General features: G+C 73.5%; 10 protein-coding genes and 1 pseudogene. 9 read left to right on the forward strand and 2 right to left on the reverse strand.

The window, feature by feature from the left end; all coding sequences use genetic code 11:
- Positions 1-128 precede the first annotated feature (128 nt).
- Genes ACFV6D_RS10885 through ACFV6D_RS10900 form a run of 4 tightly spaced genes read left to right on the forward strand, consistent with a single transcriptional unit; the run spans position 129 to position 5,645 of the window.
- Positions 129-1,847, forward strand: a complete 1,719-nt coding sequence (locus ACFV6D_RS10885; protein WP_380559252.1) for an ABC transporter substrate-binding protein — start codon at positions 129-131, stop codon at positions 1,845-1,847.
- Between the two features lie 32 nt (positions 1,848-1,879).
- Entirely contained in the window at positions 1,880-2,926 is a 1,047-nt protein-coding gene (locus tag ACFV6D_RS10890) for an ABC transporter permease (protein ID WP_380559254.1), read from the forward strand.
- Entirely contained in the window at positions 2,923-3,912 is a 990-nt protein-coding gene (locus tag ACFV6D_RS10895; protein WP_363622942.1) for an ABC transporter permease, read from the forward strand. The genes ACFV6D_RS10890 and ACFV6D_RS10895 overlap by 4 nt, the downstream gene beginning before the upstream one ends.
- An 11-nt stretch (positions 3,913-3,923) precedes the next feature.
- A complete protein-coding gene (locus tag ACFV6D_RS10900; RefSeq protein ID WP_380559316.1) occupies positions 3,924-5,645 on the forward strand; it encodes an ABC transporter ATP-binding protein in 1,722 nt (573 codons plus the stop codon).
- Between the two features lie 77 nt (positions 5,646-5,722).
- On the opposite strand, the gene ACFV6D_RS10905 is transcribed toward ACFV6D_RS10900, so the two are convergent.
- Entirely contained in the window at positions 5,723-6,250 is a 528-nt protein-coding gene (locus tag ACFV6D_RS10905) for an NUDIX hydrolase family protein (RefSeq protein ID WP_063345851.1), read from the reverse strand.
- Positions 6,251-6,547: 297 nt separating this feature from the next.
- Here ACFV6D_RS10905 and ACFV6D_RS10910 point away from each other — a divergent pair, with 297 nt between their 5' ends.
- The 4 genes from ACFV6D_RS10910 to ACFV6D_RS10925 all read left to right on the forward strand — a co-directional run bounded on the left by ACFV6D_RS10910 (position 6,548) and on the right by ACFV6D_RS10925 (position 11,318).
- On the forward strand, positions 6,548-7,366 hold the full coding sequence (locus ACFV6D_RS10910; RefSeq protein ID WP_380423135.1) for a BTAD domain-containing putative transcriptional regulator: 819 nt from the start codon (positions 6,548-6,550) through the stop codon (positions 7,364-7,366).
- A gap of 91 nt (positions 7,367-7,457) precedes the next feature.
- Positions 7,458-8,246 (forward strand): SDR family NAD(P)-dependent oxidoreductase, encoded by a 789-nt coding sequence (locus ACFV6D_RS10915; protein WP_063345853.1) that lies wholly within the window; start codon positions 7,458-7,460, stop codon positions 8,244-8,246.
- 62 nt (positions 8,247-8,308) lie between these two features.
- Complete coding sequence (locus tag ACFV6D_RS10920) at positions 8,309-10,648, forward strand: condensation domain-containing protein (protein ID WP_380559256.1); 2,340 nt, start codon at positions 8,309-8,311, stop codon at positions 10,646-10,648.
- A 190-nt stretch (positions 10,649-10,838) separates the two neighbouring features.
- Positions 10,839-11,318, forward strand: coding sequence for an SRPBCC family protein (locus tag ACFV6D_RS10925; protein ID WP_380559258.1), 480 nt, complete (start codon positions 10,839-10,841; stop codon positions 11,316-11,318).
- Positions 11,319-11,888: 570 nt separating this feature from the next.
- Here the strand turns inward: ACFV6D_RS10925 and ACFV6D_RS10930 are convergent.
- Positions 11,889-12,128 (reverse strand): TetR/AcrR family transcriptional regulator C-terminal domain-containing protein, encoded by a 240-nt coding sequence (locus ACFV6D_RS10930; protein WP_063345857.1) that lies wholly within the window; start codon positions 12,126-12,128, stop codon positions 11,889-11,891.
- On the opposite strand from ACFV6D_RS10930, the pseudogene ACFV6D_RS10935 reads away from it, so the two are divergent.
- Positions 12,037-12,324, forward strand: a pseudogene (locus ACFV6D_RS10935) (FAD-dependent oxidoreductase); the annotation flags it as partial. The gene ACFV6D_RS10930 and the pseudogene ACFV6D_RS10935 sit on opposite strands and share 92 nt — an antisense overlap.
- Positions 12,325-12,519: the final 195 nt, after the last annotated feature.

The following is a 12,519-nucleotide window of genomic DNA, read 5'->3' on the forward strand; positions in this document are numbered from 1 at the left end:
ACGTAGCGGTGATCGCCGCCCCGGGACGTCGCCCCTCCCTGCGGGCGCGGTGCCGCTCACTCTCCTCACGGCCTCACTGTCGCCCGCCTTCCTCCGTACACCATCGGTAGCGAAAGGCCCCCTTTCCGATGTCTCGAACCACCTTCACCCCCCGCCGCCTCGCCGCGGCGACCGTCACCGTCGCCCTGGCCGTCGGAGTCGCGGCGTGCGGACCGAAGGGCGACGGCGGTGGAAGCACCGGCAAGGACGCCGCACCGCAGCAGGGCGGCACCCTCACCGTCCTCAACCAGAACCCGCAGGACCAGTTCGACCCCGCACGGCTCTACACCTCCGGCGGCGGCAACGTGCCCTCCCTGGTCTTCCGCACCCTCACCACCCGCAACCGGGCCGACGGCGCGGCCGGCACCAAGGTCGTCCCGGACCTCGCCACCGACACCGGCACCCCCTCGGAGGGCGCGACGGTGTGGACGTACCACCTCAAGGACGGCCTGAAGTACGAGGACGGCTCGGCGATCACCACCGCCGATATCAAGTACGGCATCGAAAGGTCATTCGCCCCCGAACTCTCGGGCGGGGCGCCATTCCTGAGGGACTGGCTGGTCGGCGCCGCCGACTACCAGGGCCCGTACAAGGACGGCCGCGCTCTGGACGCGATCGAGACCCCGGACGAGAAGACCATCACCTTCCGCCTCAACAAGCCCGAGGGCGACTTCCCGTACCTGGCCACCCAGACGCAGTTCGCCCCCGTCCCGAAGGCCAAGGACACCGGGACGAAGTACCAGGAGCACCCCGTCTCCTCCGGTCCCTACCAGGTCGTCAAGAACGAGAACGACGGCGCGCACCTCGTCCTCAAGCGCAACCCCAACTGGTCCGCGGCCAACGACGACCAGCGCAAGGCGTACCCGGACACCGTCGACGTGCAGTCCGGGCTCGACCCGGCGGTGATCAACCAGCGGCTCTCCGCCGGCACCGGCGCCGACGCGGCCGCCGTCACCACCGACACCAACCTCGGCCCCTCCGAGCTCGCCCAGGTGAAGGACGACAAGGCGCTCGCCGCCCGCGTCGGCACCGGCCACTTCGGCTACGTCAACTACCTGGCGTTCAACCCCAAGGTCAAGCCCTTCGACAACCCCAAGGTCCGGCAGGCCGTCGCCTACGCGCTCAACCGCACCTCGGTCGTCAACGCCGCCGGCGGCTCCTCGCTCGCCGAGGCCGCCACCACCTACCTGCCCACCCAGGAGACCTTCGGGTACACGCCGTACGACCCGTTCCCGGCCGGCGCCACCGGCAACGCGGAGAAGGCGAAGGAGCTACTGAAGGAGGCCGGCTACCCGGACGGCCTGACCATCACGCTGACCCACTCCACCGAATCGGGCAAGGGCTACGGCCCGAACCTGGCCACCGCCGTCCAGGACGGCCTGAAGGCGGCCGGGATCACCGTCCAGCTCGACGCCCTGGACTCCACCAGGTACTCCAAGACGATCCACACCGTCAGCACCGAACCCGGCCTCTTCCTCTCCGGCTGGGGCGCCGACTGGCCCTCCGGCGGCCCGTTCCTCGCACCGATCTTCGACGGCCGGCAGATCGTCACCGACGGCTACAACTTCAACTCCGCGCAGCTGGACGACCCGTCGGTGAACGACGAGATCGACCAGATCAACAAGATCACCGACCACGCCGAGGCGGCCAAGCGCTGGGGCGCCCTGGACAAGCGGATCGGCGACCAGGCCCTCACCGTCCCGCTGTTCCACCCCGTCTACAAGCGGCTGTCGGGCAAGGACGTCCGCAACATCGTCATCAGCGACTGGACCGGCGTGCTCGACATCTCCCAGGTCGCGGTCAAGTAGCGGGCGGGATCGGACGGATCGGTCAGACAACCATGGCTCCACAGGAACCCCAGGCCGGGGAGGCCCTCGCGGCCTCCCCGGCCGCCGGGGGCCGGACGGTGTGGCGGCGGCTGCTCGCGCGGCGCGCCGTCCTCGCCGCCGGCCTCGTCATCGCCCTGCTCGCCCTGATCGCGGCAGCGGCACCGCTGCTCAGCGCGATCGAGGGCCAGGACCCCACCAGCTACCACAACGACCTGCTCGACTCGGCGGCCGGCGGGGTGCCCACCGGCTCCTTCGGCGGCGTCAGCCCCGAGCACTGGCTCGGCGTCGAACCCGGCACCGGGCGCGACGTGTTCGCCCGACTGGTCCACGGCGCCCGGATCTCGCTGCTCGTCGCCGTCGGCGCCACCCTCGTCCAGGTCACCATCGGCGTCCTGCTCGGCCTCGCCGCGGGCCTCGGCAGCCGGCTGCTCGACCAGCTGATCGGCAACACCACCGAGGTGATGCTCGCGCTGCCCTCGCTGGTCTTCGCCATCTCGCTGATGGCGGTCGTGCCCTCCGACTTCCCCCGCCCGCTCCTGCTGACCCTGGTCATCGGGCTGCTCGGCTGGGCCGGCACCGCCCGGCTGGTCCGGGCGCAGACGCTCAGCCTCCGCCAGCTCGACTACGTGGCCGCGGCCCGGCTCGCCGGCGCCACCCGCTGGCGGATCGCCCGCCGGGAGCTGCTGCCGTCCCTGGCCGCGCCCGTCATCACCTACGCCGCGGTGCTGCTGCCGTCCAACGTGATCGCCGAGGCCGGGCTGTCCTTCCTCGGCGTGGGCGTCAAGCCGCCGACCTCGTCGTGGGGCCAGATGCTCTCCGGCGCGACCACCTGGTTCCGCGCCGACCCGATGTACGTGCTGCTCCCGTCCGCGCTGCTGTTCGCCACGGTGCTCGCCTTCACCGTGCTCGGCGACGCCGTCCGCACCGAGCTCGACCCCCGCGCGGCCTCCCGGCTGCGGGTCGGAACGGCACGCGGCGCCGGCTCGTCGGGCAGCGGCTCGTCGGACTCCGCCCGCCCCGGCCCGTCGGCCGCCGCCGCCGAGGAGGCCACCGCATGACCCGCTTCCTGCTCCGCAGGGCCATCGGCATGGTCGGCGTCCTGCTCGCCATCTCGCTGATCGTCTACGCGGTCTTCTACATCGCCCCCGGCGACCCCGCCCAGCTGGCCTGCGGCGAGAAGTGCAGCCCCGCCCAGGTCCTCCAGGTGCGCGAACGCCTCGGCCTCGACGCACCGGTCTACCTCCAGTACGCCCACTTCCTCCAGGGCGTCGTCGCCGGCCGCGACTTCAGCGCCGGAACGGGCCTGCTGCACTGCCCGGCGCCGTGCCTGGGCGTCTCCTACCGCAGCGGCGAGCAGGTCACCGACATGATCGCCGCCCGGCTCCCGGTGACGGCCTCGCTGGCGCTCGGCGCGATGGTGCTCTGGCTGGCCCTCGGGGTCGGCACCGGGCTGCTCTCCGCGCTGCGCCGGGGCCGGCTCAGCGAGCGGCTGCTGACCGCGCTGACGCTGGCCGGCAACTCCATCCCGGTCTTCGTCATCGGCCTGGTGCTGCTCATCGTCCTGTGCGCCCAGCTCCAGTGGCTGCCGTTCCCGAGCTACGTACCGCTCACCGAGGACCCGCAGCAGTGGTTCTGGGGCCTGCTGCTGCCCTGGGTCTCGCTCGCGCTCATCGAGTCCGCCAAGTACGCCCGGCTGACCCGCTCGTCCATGCTGGAGACCCTCGCCGACGACCACATCCGGACCTTCCGGGCGTACGGCGTCAGCGAGCGGCGCCTGGTGACCAGGCACGCGCTGCGCGGCGCGCTCACCCCGGTGATCGCGCTCACCGCCATGGACCTCGGGACGATGTTCGGGTCCGCCGTGCTGACGGAGTCACTGTTCGGGCTCCCGGGGCTCGGCAAGCTGCTGGTCAGCTCGGTCAGCCTGATCGACCTGCCGACCGTCGTCGGCCTCACCCTCGTCACCGGGTTCGCCGTGGTCCTCGCCAACGTCGTCGCGGACGTGCTCTACGCGGTGACCGATCGAAGGGTGGTCCTGACGTGAGCGCCGAACCCCTGGCTCCTCCCCTTGTCGACGTCCGGGACCTGGTCGTCGACTTCCCGGTCGGCGACGGGCACGTACGCGCCGTCGACGGCGTGGGCTTCACCCTGGAGGCCGGGCAGGCGCTCGGCATCGTCGGCGAGTCCGGGTCCGGCAAGAGCACCGTCGCCTACGGACTGCTCGGCCTGCACCGCGGCACCGGCGCCCGGGTCGGCGGCTCCGTCCGGGTCGCCGGCGTCGACGCCGTCACCGCCGAGGGCGACGAACTGCGGCGGCTGCGCGGCGGGTTGGCGGCCATGGTGTTCCAGGACCCGCTCTCCGCCCTCGACCCGTACTACGCGGTGGGCGACCAGATCGCCGAGGTCGTACGTGTCCACCGGGCCGTCTCCCGCCGAGCCGCCAGGGCCCGGGCCGTCGAGGTGCTCGGCCGCGTCGGCATCCCCGATCCGGCGCGGCGCTCGCGGTCGCGCCCGCACGAGTTCAGCGGCGGCATGCGCCAGCGGGTGCTGATCGCGATGGCCCTGGCCTGCGAGCCGCGGCTGCTGGTCGCCGACGAGCCCACGACCGCGCTGGACGTCACCGTCCAGGCCCAGATCCTCGACCTGCTGCACGAGTTGCGGGCCGAGACCGGGGCCGGTCTGGTCCTGGTCACCCACGACCTGGGGGTGGTCGCCGGGAGCGTCGACCGGGTGCTGGTGATGAAGGACGGCCGGGCGGTGGAACACGGCCCGGTCACCGAGGTGCTGGGCACGCCGCGCGAGCCGTACACCCGCGCGCTGCTGTCGGCGGTGCCCCGGGTCGACGCTCCGGGCGTTCCTGGCGCTGCTGGCGCTGCGCACACCGGGCCTGCCGGCCCTGCCGGAGGCGCCGCCGACGACGGAGCCGCCGAGCGCACCGACGGCGACGTCCTGCTCGAAGCCACCGACCTGCGCCGGGAGTTCGCCACCCGCGGCGGCCTCACCCGCCACACGGCCCCCGTGGCCGCCGTGGACGGCGTCTCGCTCACCGTGCGTGCGGGCGAGACGCTGGGCATCGTCGGCGAGTCCGGCTCCGGCAAGACCACGCTCGGGCGGATGCTGGTCCGGCTGCTGGAGCCGACCGGCGGCCGGCTGCACTACCGCGGCCGGGACATCGGAGCGCTCGGGGAGAAGGAACTGCGCCCGCTCCGGCGGGAGTTGCAGATGGTCTTCCAGGACCCGGTGTCCTCGCTCAACCCGCGCCGCAGCATCGGGGAGTCCATCGCCGACCCGCTGCGCATCGCCGGTGAGAGCGACGATCGCCGCATCCGCGCCCGGGTCGGCGAGCTCCTCGAACGGGTGGGCCTCGACGCCGGCTGGTACCACCGCTACCCGCACGAGTTCTCCGGCGGACAGCGCCAGCGGGTCGGCATCGCGCGGGCGCTCGCGCCGCAGCCGCGACTGATCGTCTGCGACGAACCGGTCTCCGCACTGGACGTCACCACCCAGGCCCAGGTGGTCGCGTTGCTGGGCGAGTTGCAGCGCGACCTCGGCCTCGCGCTGGTCTTCATCGCCCACGACCTGGCCGTGGTCCGGCAGGTGAGCGACCGGGTCGCGGTGATGCGGGCCGGGCGGATCGTCGAGCAGGGCGACGCCGACGCCGTGTACGACTCCCCCCAGCACGCGTACACCAAGGGCCTGCTGGCGGCCGTGCCGGTGCTGGACCCCGTCGAGGCGACCGCCCGGCGCACCGCCCGGCTGGCATCCGCCGGGGCCTGACCGGCTCCCTGACCGATCCCCTGACCGGCTCCCGGCCGGGGCCCGCACCTCACCGGTGCGGGCCCCGGCCGGAGTGCTCAGCTCAGGCAGCCGACGTGCGCCAGGGCCCGCTTGAGCAGCGCCCCCTGACCGCCGGGCATGTCCTGCTGCACCAGCGGGGAGGCGGCCTCCTGCGGGCTGAACCAGACCAGGTCGAGCGCGTCCTGGCGCGGCCGGCAGTCGCCGACCACCGGCACGACGTACGCCAGCGACACCGCGTGCTGGCGCGGGTCGTGGAACTCGGTGATCCCCAGGGTCGGGAAGTACTCGGCGACCGTGAACGGTTGCAGCGAGGCGGGGATCCGGGGCAGCGCCACCGGGCCGAGGTCCTTCTCCAAGTGCCGCAGCAGGGCGTCGCGGATCCGCTCGTGGTGCAGCACCCGGCCGGAGACCAGCGTGCGGCTGACCGTCCCGTCCGGTCCGATCCGCAGCAGGAGACCGACCTGGGTGACCTCGCCGGCGTCGTCGACGCGGACCGGCACGGCCTCGACGTACAGGATCGGCATCTTGGCGCGGGTGGTCTCCAGCTCCTCGGGGGCGAGCCAGCCTGGCGTGGTTTCCGTCATGTCAGCCATTCGCCGATCGTACGTTCCCGGGCCCCGTCCGCGCCGGGCGCCCCGCCCGTCACACCGTCGAGCGCCGGCCCGCCGCGCCGACCCGCCGCACCGCTCTGCCGCACCGGTCTGCCCGGAGGCCCCACCAGAGCGCCCGGAACCGCGCTCGACGGGCACTTGAGGAATCCGGCCCCCGCCCCTCGGCCCAACTAGGGTGCGACGCGTCCGCCCCACCATTCCGTCGACCCGAACAAGCAGCCGAATGACGCCCACCCGAGCGGACGCTCCGCGCCCGAGAGGAGAACCGCCATGCACCTCAAGGTCCTCGGCCCCCTCACCGCCGACCTCAACGGCATCTCCGTCGTCCCCACCGCCGCCAAGCAGCGCCAGATCCTGGCCCTCCTCGCGCTCTACCCGAACCGCATCCTGCCCACCGCCACCCTGATCGAGGAGATCTGGGGCGACGACCCGCCCAGACAGGCGCTCACCACCATGCAGACGTACATCCTGCAACTGCGCCGCCGGATCACCCACGGCCTCGGGCCGACCCCGCACATCACCGCCAAGGACATCCTGACCACCCGGCACGGCGGCTACCAGCTCACCACCCACCCGGACAACCTCGACGTCCACACCTACAGCCTGCTCACCACCCAGGGGCAGCACGCCTTCAACCACGGCCACGACCACCAGGCCGCCACCCACTTCCGGCAGGCCCTCGCGCTCTGGCACGGCCCGGCCCTGGTCGACGTGCGGCCCGGGCCGATCCTCGCCATCGAGATCATGCGCCTGGAGGAGAGCCGCCTGATCACCCTGGAACGCCGCATCGACACCGACCTGCGGCTCGGCCGGCACAACGAGCTCATCCCCGAACTCACCCACCTCACCCACCAGCACCCGCACCACGAGGGCCTGCACGCCCAGGCCATGGTCGCGCTCTACCGGGCCGGCCGGCAGACCACCGCCCTCGCCACCTACCACCACCTGCGGCACCGCCTCACCACCGAGCTCGGCATCCAGCCCTCCCCGCACCTGCAACACGTGCACCACGCGATCCTCACCCTCGACCCCGCCCTCAACACCCCGACCACGGCCCACCCGACCACCTACAACCTCTACCCGGCCTGAGCTCCCGCCCCGACCACCCCACCGACCCCCGACCACCGACCACCCACCACCGGCCCGAGCTCCCAGCCCGCCCTCACCCCCAGGACCCGCCATGACCACCGCACCCGAGCAACCCCTCGCCCTGATCACCGGCGGCACCCGCGGGATCGGCCTCGCCATCGCCCGCGAGCTCGGCAGCCGCGGCCACCGCCTCTTCATTTGCGCCCGCACCGGCCCGCACATCACCGAGGCGCTGGCCACCCTGCGCGGCGAGGGCCACCAGGCCGACGGCACCACCTGCGACGTGCGCGACCCCACCCAGGTCAGCGCGCTGATCCGGCACGTGGTGGCCGAGCACGGTCCGATCACCGTGCTGGTCAACAACGCCGGCCGCACCGGCGGCGGGCCGATCGCCACCACCACGGACGACCTCTGGTACGACGTCATCGACACCAACCTGAACGCCGTCTTCCTCGTCACCCGGGAGACCCTCAAACACGGCCACCTCACCGGCACCGCGCACCCGCGGATCATCAACATCGCCTCCACCGCCGGGAAGCAGGCCGTCACCCTCGGCGCCCCGTACACCGCGAGCAAGCACGCCGTGATCGGCTTCACCCGGGCACTCGCCAAGGAACTGGCCCCGACCGGCACCACCGTCAACGCCATCTGCCCGGGCTACGTGAACACCCCGCACACCACCCGGATCCACCACGAGTACGCCACCGCCTACAACACCACCCCCGAGACCATCCACCAGCACTTCCAGACGCACATCCCGCTCGGCCGCTACACCACCCCGGAGGAGGTCGCCTCGCTGGCCGGCTACCTCACCTCCCCGACCGCCGCCAGCATCACCGCCCAGGCACTGAACGTCTGCGGCGGCCTCGCCACCCAGTAACCCCGGCGCAACCCTGGCCGGCCCACGGGAAGGAACCGGGCTCCGGTGCCCGCTGATCAGCGATGACGAACCGTCACTTCTCCAGCGCACCCGTCACCCTGCTGGTGGCCGGCGCCCCGTCGCCCGAGCCCTGCCTGCCCGCCGCCCGCCCGCCGAGACGGCTCGACACCGGCGCGGTCAACGCCGCGCTGGCCCGTACCGCCACCCGCCGGTGGCGGCCGCCGCAGCCGCGCGGGGCCGACCGGCCCCCGGAGTTCCTGCTGGTCGAACTGCAGCAGACGTACGAGGCCGACGTGCTGCGCGCCGCCCTGCGCGCCGTCGCACCGGAAGGCGGGGCAGCAGACGGGGCCCGTCCCACGCCCCAGGGCCGGTCGGACGCGCTCTGGGAGCGCACGGTGGACGGCCCCGACGGGCTCGACCGGGTCCTGGCCGACCTCGGACGCGCCCTCGCCGGTGGAGCACGGCTGCGCGCCGTCCTGGTCGAGGACCGCCAGGGCGGCCTCCGGCGCCTGTTCGTCGGCATCGCCGCCGGACCGTCCGCGCGCGCCGCCGAACTCGTGGAGCGGCTGCGGGAGGCACTGGCGCACCCGCCGGAGCCCGTCACCGTGCCGACCAGCGCGCTGCAACGGGAGATGCTGCGCCAGGTCATCGGGCGCGCCGACCACGGCGGGCGACACGTCGAACAGCTGTCCTGGAACTGGCACGGGCCGCTGGACACCAACCGGTTCACCGCCGCCTGGCAGTCCGTGTTCGACCACGAGACGGTGCTGCGCGCCGCCTTCGACTGGGACGACACCGCCGGCGACCCCTGGATGGTGCTGCACGAACGCGCCGTCCCCGACGTCACCCGGCACCCGCACGGCGCGATCGGCTGGGACGACCTCCTGGAAGCCGACCGGCACCGCGGCTTCGACCTGCGCCGACCCGCCCTGCTGCGCGCCACCCTGCTCGACACCGGCCCACAGGACCAGGACGACGGACCGGCCACCCGGGTCCTGCTCACCTACCACCACGCGATGCTCGACGGCTGGAGCGTGCGGCTGCTCCTCCAGGCCTTCTACCGCGCCTACCTGACCGGCGGCGTCCTGCCCGGCGGCGAGCGCCGCCCCGACGTCCGCGACCACGCCCGCTGGCTCGACGCCCAGGAAAGCGACGCCGCCCGGCAGTTCTGGGCCACCCGGACCGCCGCCAGCGCCGTCCTCCCGCTCGCCCCCGACCCGGCCCGGCACGGCAGCGGACGCGCCCGGCGCCGGCTCACCCCGTACGAGGCGGTCCGGCTGCGCGGCTGGGCGGCCACCTGGGGGGCGGGCGAGAGCAGCGCCCTCCAGGCCGCCTGGGCGCTGCTGCTCTACCGCGCGGCGCAGTCCCACGAGCAGCGCCCACCGGCCCGGGCGGTACGGGTCGGCTTCGCCGTGACGGTCTCCGGGCGGGGCATCCCGCTGGACGGCATCGACCGACTGCCCGGCGCGCTGCGCAACCCGCTGCCGATCTCCGTCCGGGTCCACCCGAGCACGACGGTGCCGCAACTGCTCGCCGCCCTGCGCGACGACGTGCTCGACCTCGCCGCCTACGAGTGGGTCTCGCCCGGACAGGCCCACCGCTGGAGCGCCACCCCGCGCGGGCAGCGGCCGCACAGCCTGGTCGTCCTGGAACACCAGCCGACCGCCCCGCACCACCTGCGGCTGGAGACCGACCTGGCCGCGCACGGCATCCACGTGGAGAACCCCGTACCGGCCGGCACCTTCACCTCGTACCCGATCACCCTCGCCGCCCACTACGACGCCACCGGCGGGCTCGTCCTCACCACCACCCACGACCGCGCCCTGCTCGCCGACCGGGACGCCGTCGAACTCCTCAGCCAGAGCGCCCACCTGCTGCGCACCTTCCCCGACCTGCCGAGCGGCCTCAGCACCTCCGAAGTGCTGCGCTCCACCCTCGCCGGACACCCGGCGCCCCGGCCCGGCGGGCCCGCCGACCACCCGCCGGGCCCGGACGCGCCGGCGGACGCACCGACGGACGGCCCGGCCGTCCGGCTGGAGGTGCTGCGCCGGGCCGCCCGCCCGGGCGCGGGCTGGGTGCTGCTGCTGCCCCCGCCCGACGCCCCGCACACCCGCTACCCCGGCACCGCACGCGGCTGGCCGGGACCGCAGGCCCTCGGCGTGCTCCGCCCGGCCGCCGGCCCGCCGTCACCGGCCGCCTACCGCCCGGTCCTCGCCCCGCTGCTGGAGTCCCCGGCCCCGGTCGCCCTGGTCGCCGCGCACGGCAGCGGCGTCACCGCCTACGAGGTCGCCCGACTCGGCCCGCCGGCCCGCCCCCCGCTGGTCGTCCTGCTCCCCGACGACGCCGCCCCGTCCGACCTGTTCGCCCTGGCCCCCCTCCTCGCCGGCCCGCCCCCGCCGTGACGCCCTGCCCGCGGGAGCAGGGCGTGTCCGACCATTCGCGTCGGATCAGCGTGCGGCGTCTGGGTGCGTGCATCGCAAGGCGGAGGAGGGAGTCCATGCGAAGTATCGGCGACTGACGACAACGCGGCGAGGTGCGTGCCCAGACACCGCACGCCCGGCGGGAATGGTCAGACACGCCCTAGGGTGAGGCATGGCCCGCTTCGTCCTGACCCGCCGTTCGCCCCTGCCCCCGGCCGTCTGCTGGGAGCGGCTGACCGCCTGGCCCCGGCACGGGGACCGGGTGCCGTTCACCCGGGTCACCGTGGTGCGGGGCGGCGGCGGGCGGGCGGGGGACGCCATCCTGGCCCGGACGGCCATCGGGCCGTTCCGGTTCGACGACCCGATGGAGATCGTCGGCCTGACCGCCCCCGAGGCCGGGCGCGACGGGCTGTGCCGGCTGGAGAAGCGCGGCCGACTGGTGCTCGGCTGGGCCGAGTTGCGCGTGCGGGCCCCCGGCCAGGACACCGGGGAGACCGGGGAGGCCGCCTGGTCCGAGGTGACCTGGACGGAGGAACTCCGGGTCGCGCGCCTGCCCGCGCTGCTCGACCCGCTCGTGGCCCGCGCCGGGCGCCTGGTCTTCGGCCGGGTGCTGGATCAGCTGCTGGAGCCGGGGGCGGCCCCTACGACCTGACGTCCCACCAGAGCCGGTACTGCCGGCGGACGTACCCGCGCGGGTCGGCGTCGGCCATGACGCGGTCGTGCTCCGCCGGCGTTTGGCGACGGGCCCCGCCAGTGGCGTCGGGTCTGCCGCCTACGCCGACAGGATCGGCAGCAGCCACGACGCCCGACGACTTCACCAGCATCTGGCCACGATCGCAGCTCGATGAGCCGCCACAGCCCGCGTCCGCTCACGCCAGAAAGAACATCGCCGCAACTCTGGACATCACCCGGACCGAACAGGAGGACCTTTCACTGTGCGACATGGTCACCAGACTCCGCCGCATGATCATCGCCACCCGATTCATGCCCAGCCGCCCAGTTCAGCCCACAAGTAGGAAATCCACACCACCCAACAAGCCTGGGCCAGCACCAACGCCGCGCAAGACCCAGGCTTCGGTGTAGTCGCTCGGCGCCCGGTTCATAGTGATCCGCCCAATTTCCAGGCGCATTGATCAGGCGCATTGATGAGGTTGCGTCGTCGCAATGCGTCAGTGCCAACCTGGTGCCACGGGTGGCGCTCGTCCGGTCCCTCAGCCGCGTGTCAGCTTGAGATGCGGGCTTCGATGCCGTCGAGGAGGAAGTCGAGGCCGGTCCGGAAGGTCTGATCGGCGTCCAGGTGAGGACCGTCGCGGACGACCGTGGCCAGCGCGGGGAATCGGCCCGTGGCGAAGGTGCGCTCCAGGTACGGCCCGGTCGGCCTGACCTGGCCCTCGACCCCAGGCGTCACCCTCCTGGGCGACGCCGCCCACCTGATGCCCCCGGTAGGGCAGGGCGCCAACATGGCGATGCTCGACGGCGCCCTGCTCGGCCTCGCACTGGCCGCCCACCCGGACGACCACCCCGCCGCCGTCGAGGAGTACGAACGCGAGATGTTCGACCGCACCGGCGCTGTCGGCCGACAGTCCGCGGACATGCAGGAGATGCTGGCGTCGCCGGACGCCAGCCAGAAAATGCTCGCATCCTTCCAACCTGCCTGACTGCAAGCGAATACGACGAGGCAACCCAGAGCTTCGGCGTAGCCGCCTGGCGTCAGGTTCGTGACGGCCCGTGGGGCAGGTGGCTCTGGGATCGGAAGCAGGCACAGCTTCCAAGATCATGGACTTCTCCACGTCCCGTGATCCGAGTGGAAGACCGTGTCTGCCGACGCATCATCGCCGATGCCCCGCCCCACC

The organism is Kitasatospora sp. NPDC059812, assembly GCF_042732075.1.
In the GTDB taxonomy this organism is placed as follows: Bacteria; Actinomycetota; Actinomycetes; order Streptomycetales; family Streptomycetaceae; genus Kitasatospora.

What these genes read in the sequence shown, in the direction of transcription:
- ACFV6D_RS10925 (WP_380559258.1), top strand. Translation starts at nt 10,839, where the DNA reads ATGGCCCGCTTCGTCCTGACCCGCCGTTCGCCCCTGCCCCCGGCCGTC.
- ACFV6D_RS10890 (WP_380559254.1), top strand. Translation starts at nt 1,880, where the DNA reads ATGGCTCCACAGGAACCCCAGGCCGGGGAGGCCCTCGCGGCCTCCCCG.
- ACFV6D_RS10905 (WP_063345851.1), bottom strand. Translation starts at nt 6,250, where the DNA reads ATGACGGAAACCACGCCAGGCTGGCTCGCCCCCGAGGAGCTGGAGACC.
- ACFV6D_RS10915 (WP_063345853.1), top strand. Translation starts at nt 7,458, where the DNA reads ATGACCACCGCACCCGAGCAACCCCTCGCCCTGATCACCGGCGGCACC.
- ACFV6D_RS10930 (WP_063345857.1), bottom strand. Translation starts at nt 12,128, where the DNA reads ATGTTGGCGCCCTGCCCTACCGGGGGCATCAGGTGGGCGGCGTCGCCC.
- ACFV6D_RS10885 (WP_380559252.1), top strand. Translation starts at nt 129, where the DNA reads ATGTCTCGAACCACCTTCACCCCCCGCCGCCTCGCCGCGGCGACCGTC.
- ACFV6D_RS10895 (WP_363622942.1), top strand. Translation starts at nt 2,923, where the DNA reads ATGACCCGCTTCCTGCTCCGCAGGGCCATCGGCATGGTCGGCGTCCTG.
- ACFV6D_RS10910 (WP_380423135.1), top strand. Translation starts at nt 6,548, where the DNA reads ATGCACCTCAAGGTCCTCGGCCCCCTCACCGCCGACCTCAACGGCATC.
- ACFV6D_RS10920 (WP_380559256.1), top strand. Translation starts at nt 8,309, where the DNA reads ATGACGAACCGTCACTTCTCCAGCGCACCCGTCACCCTGCTGGTGGCC.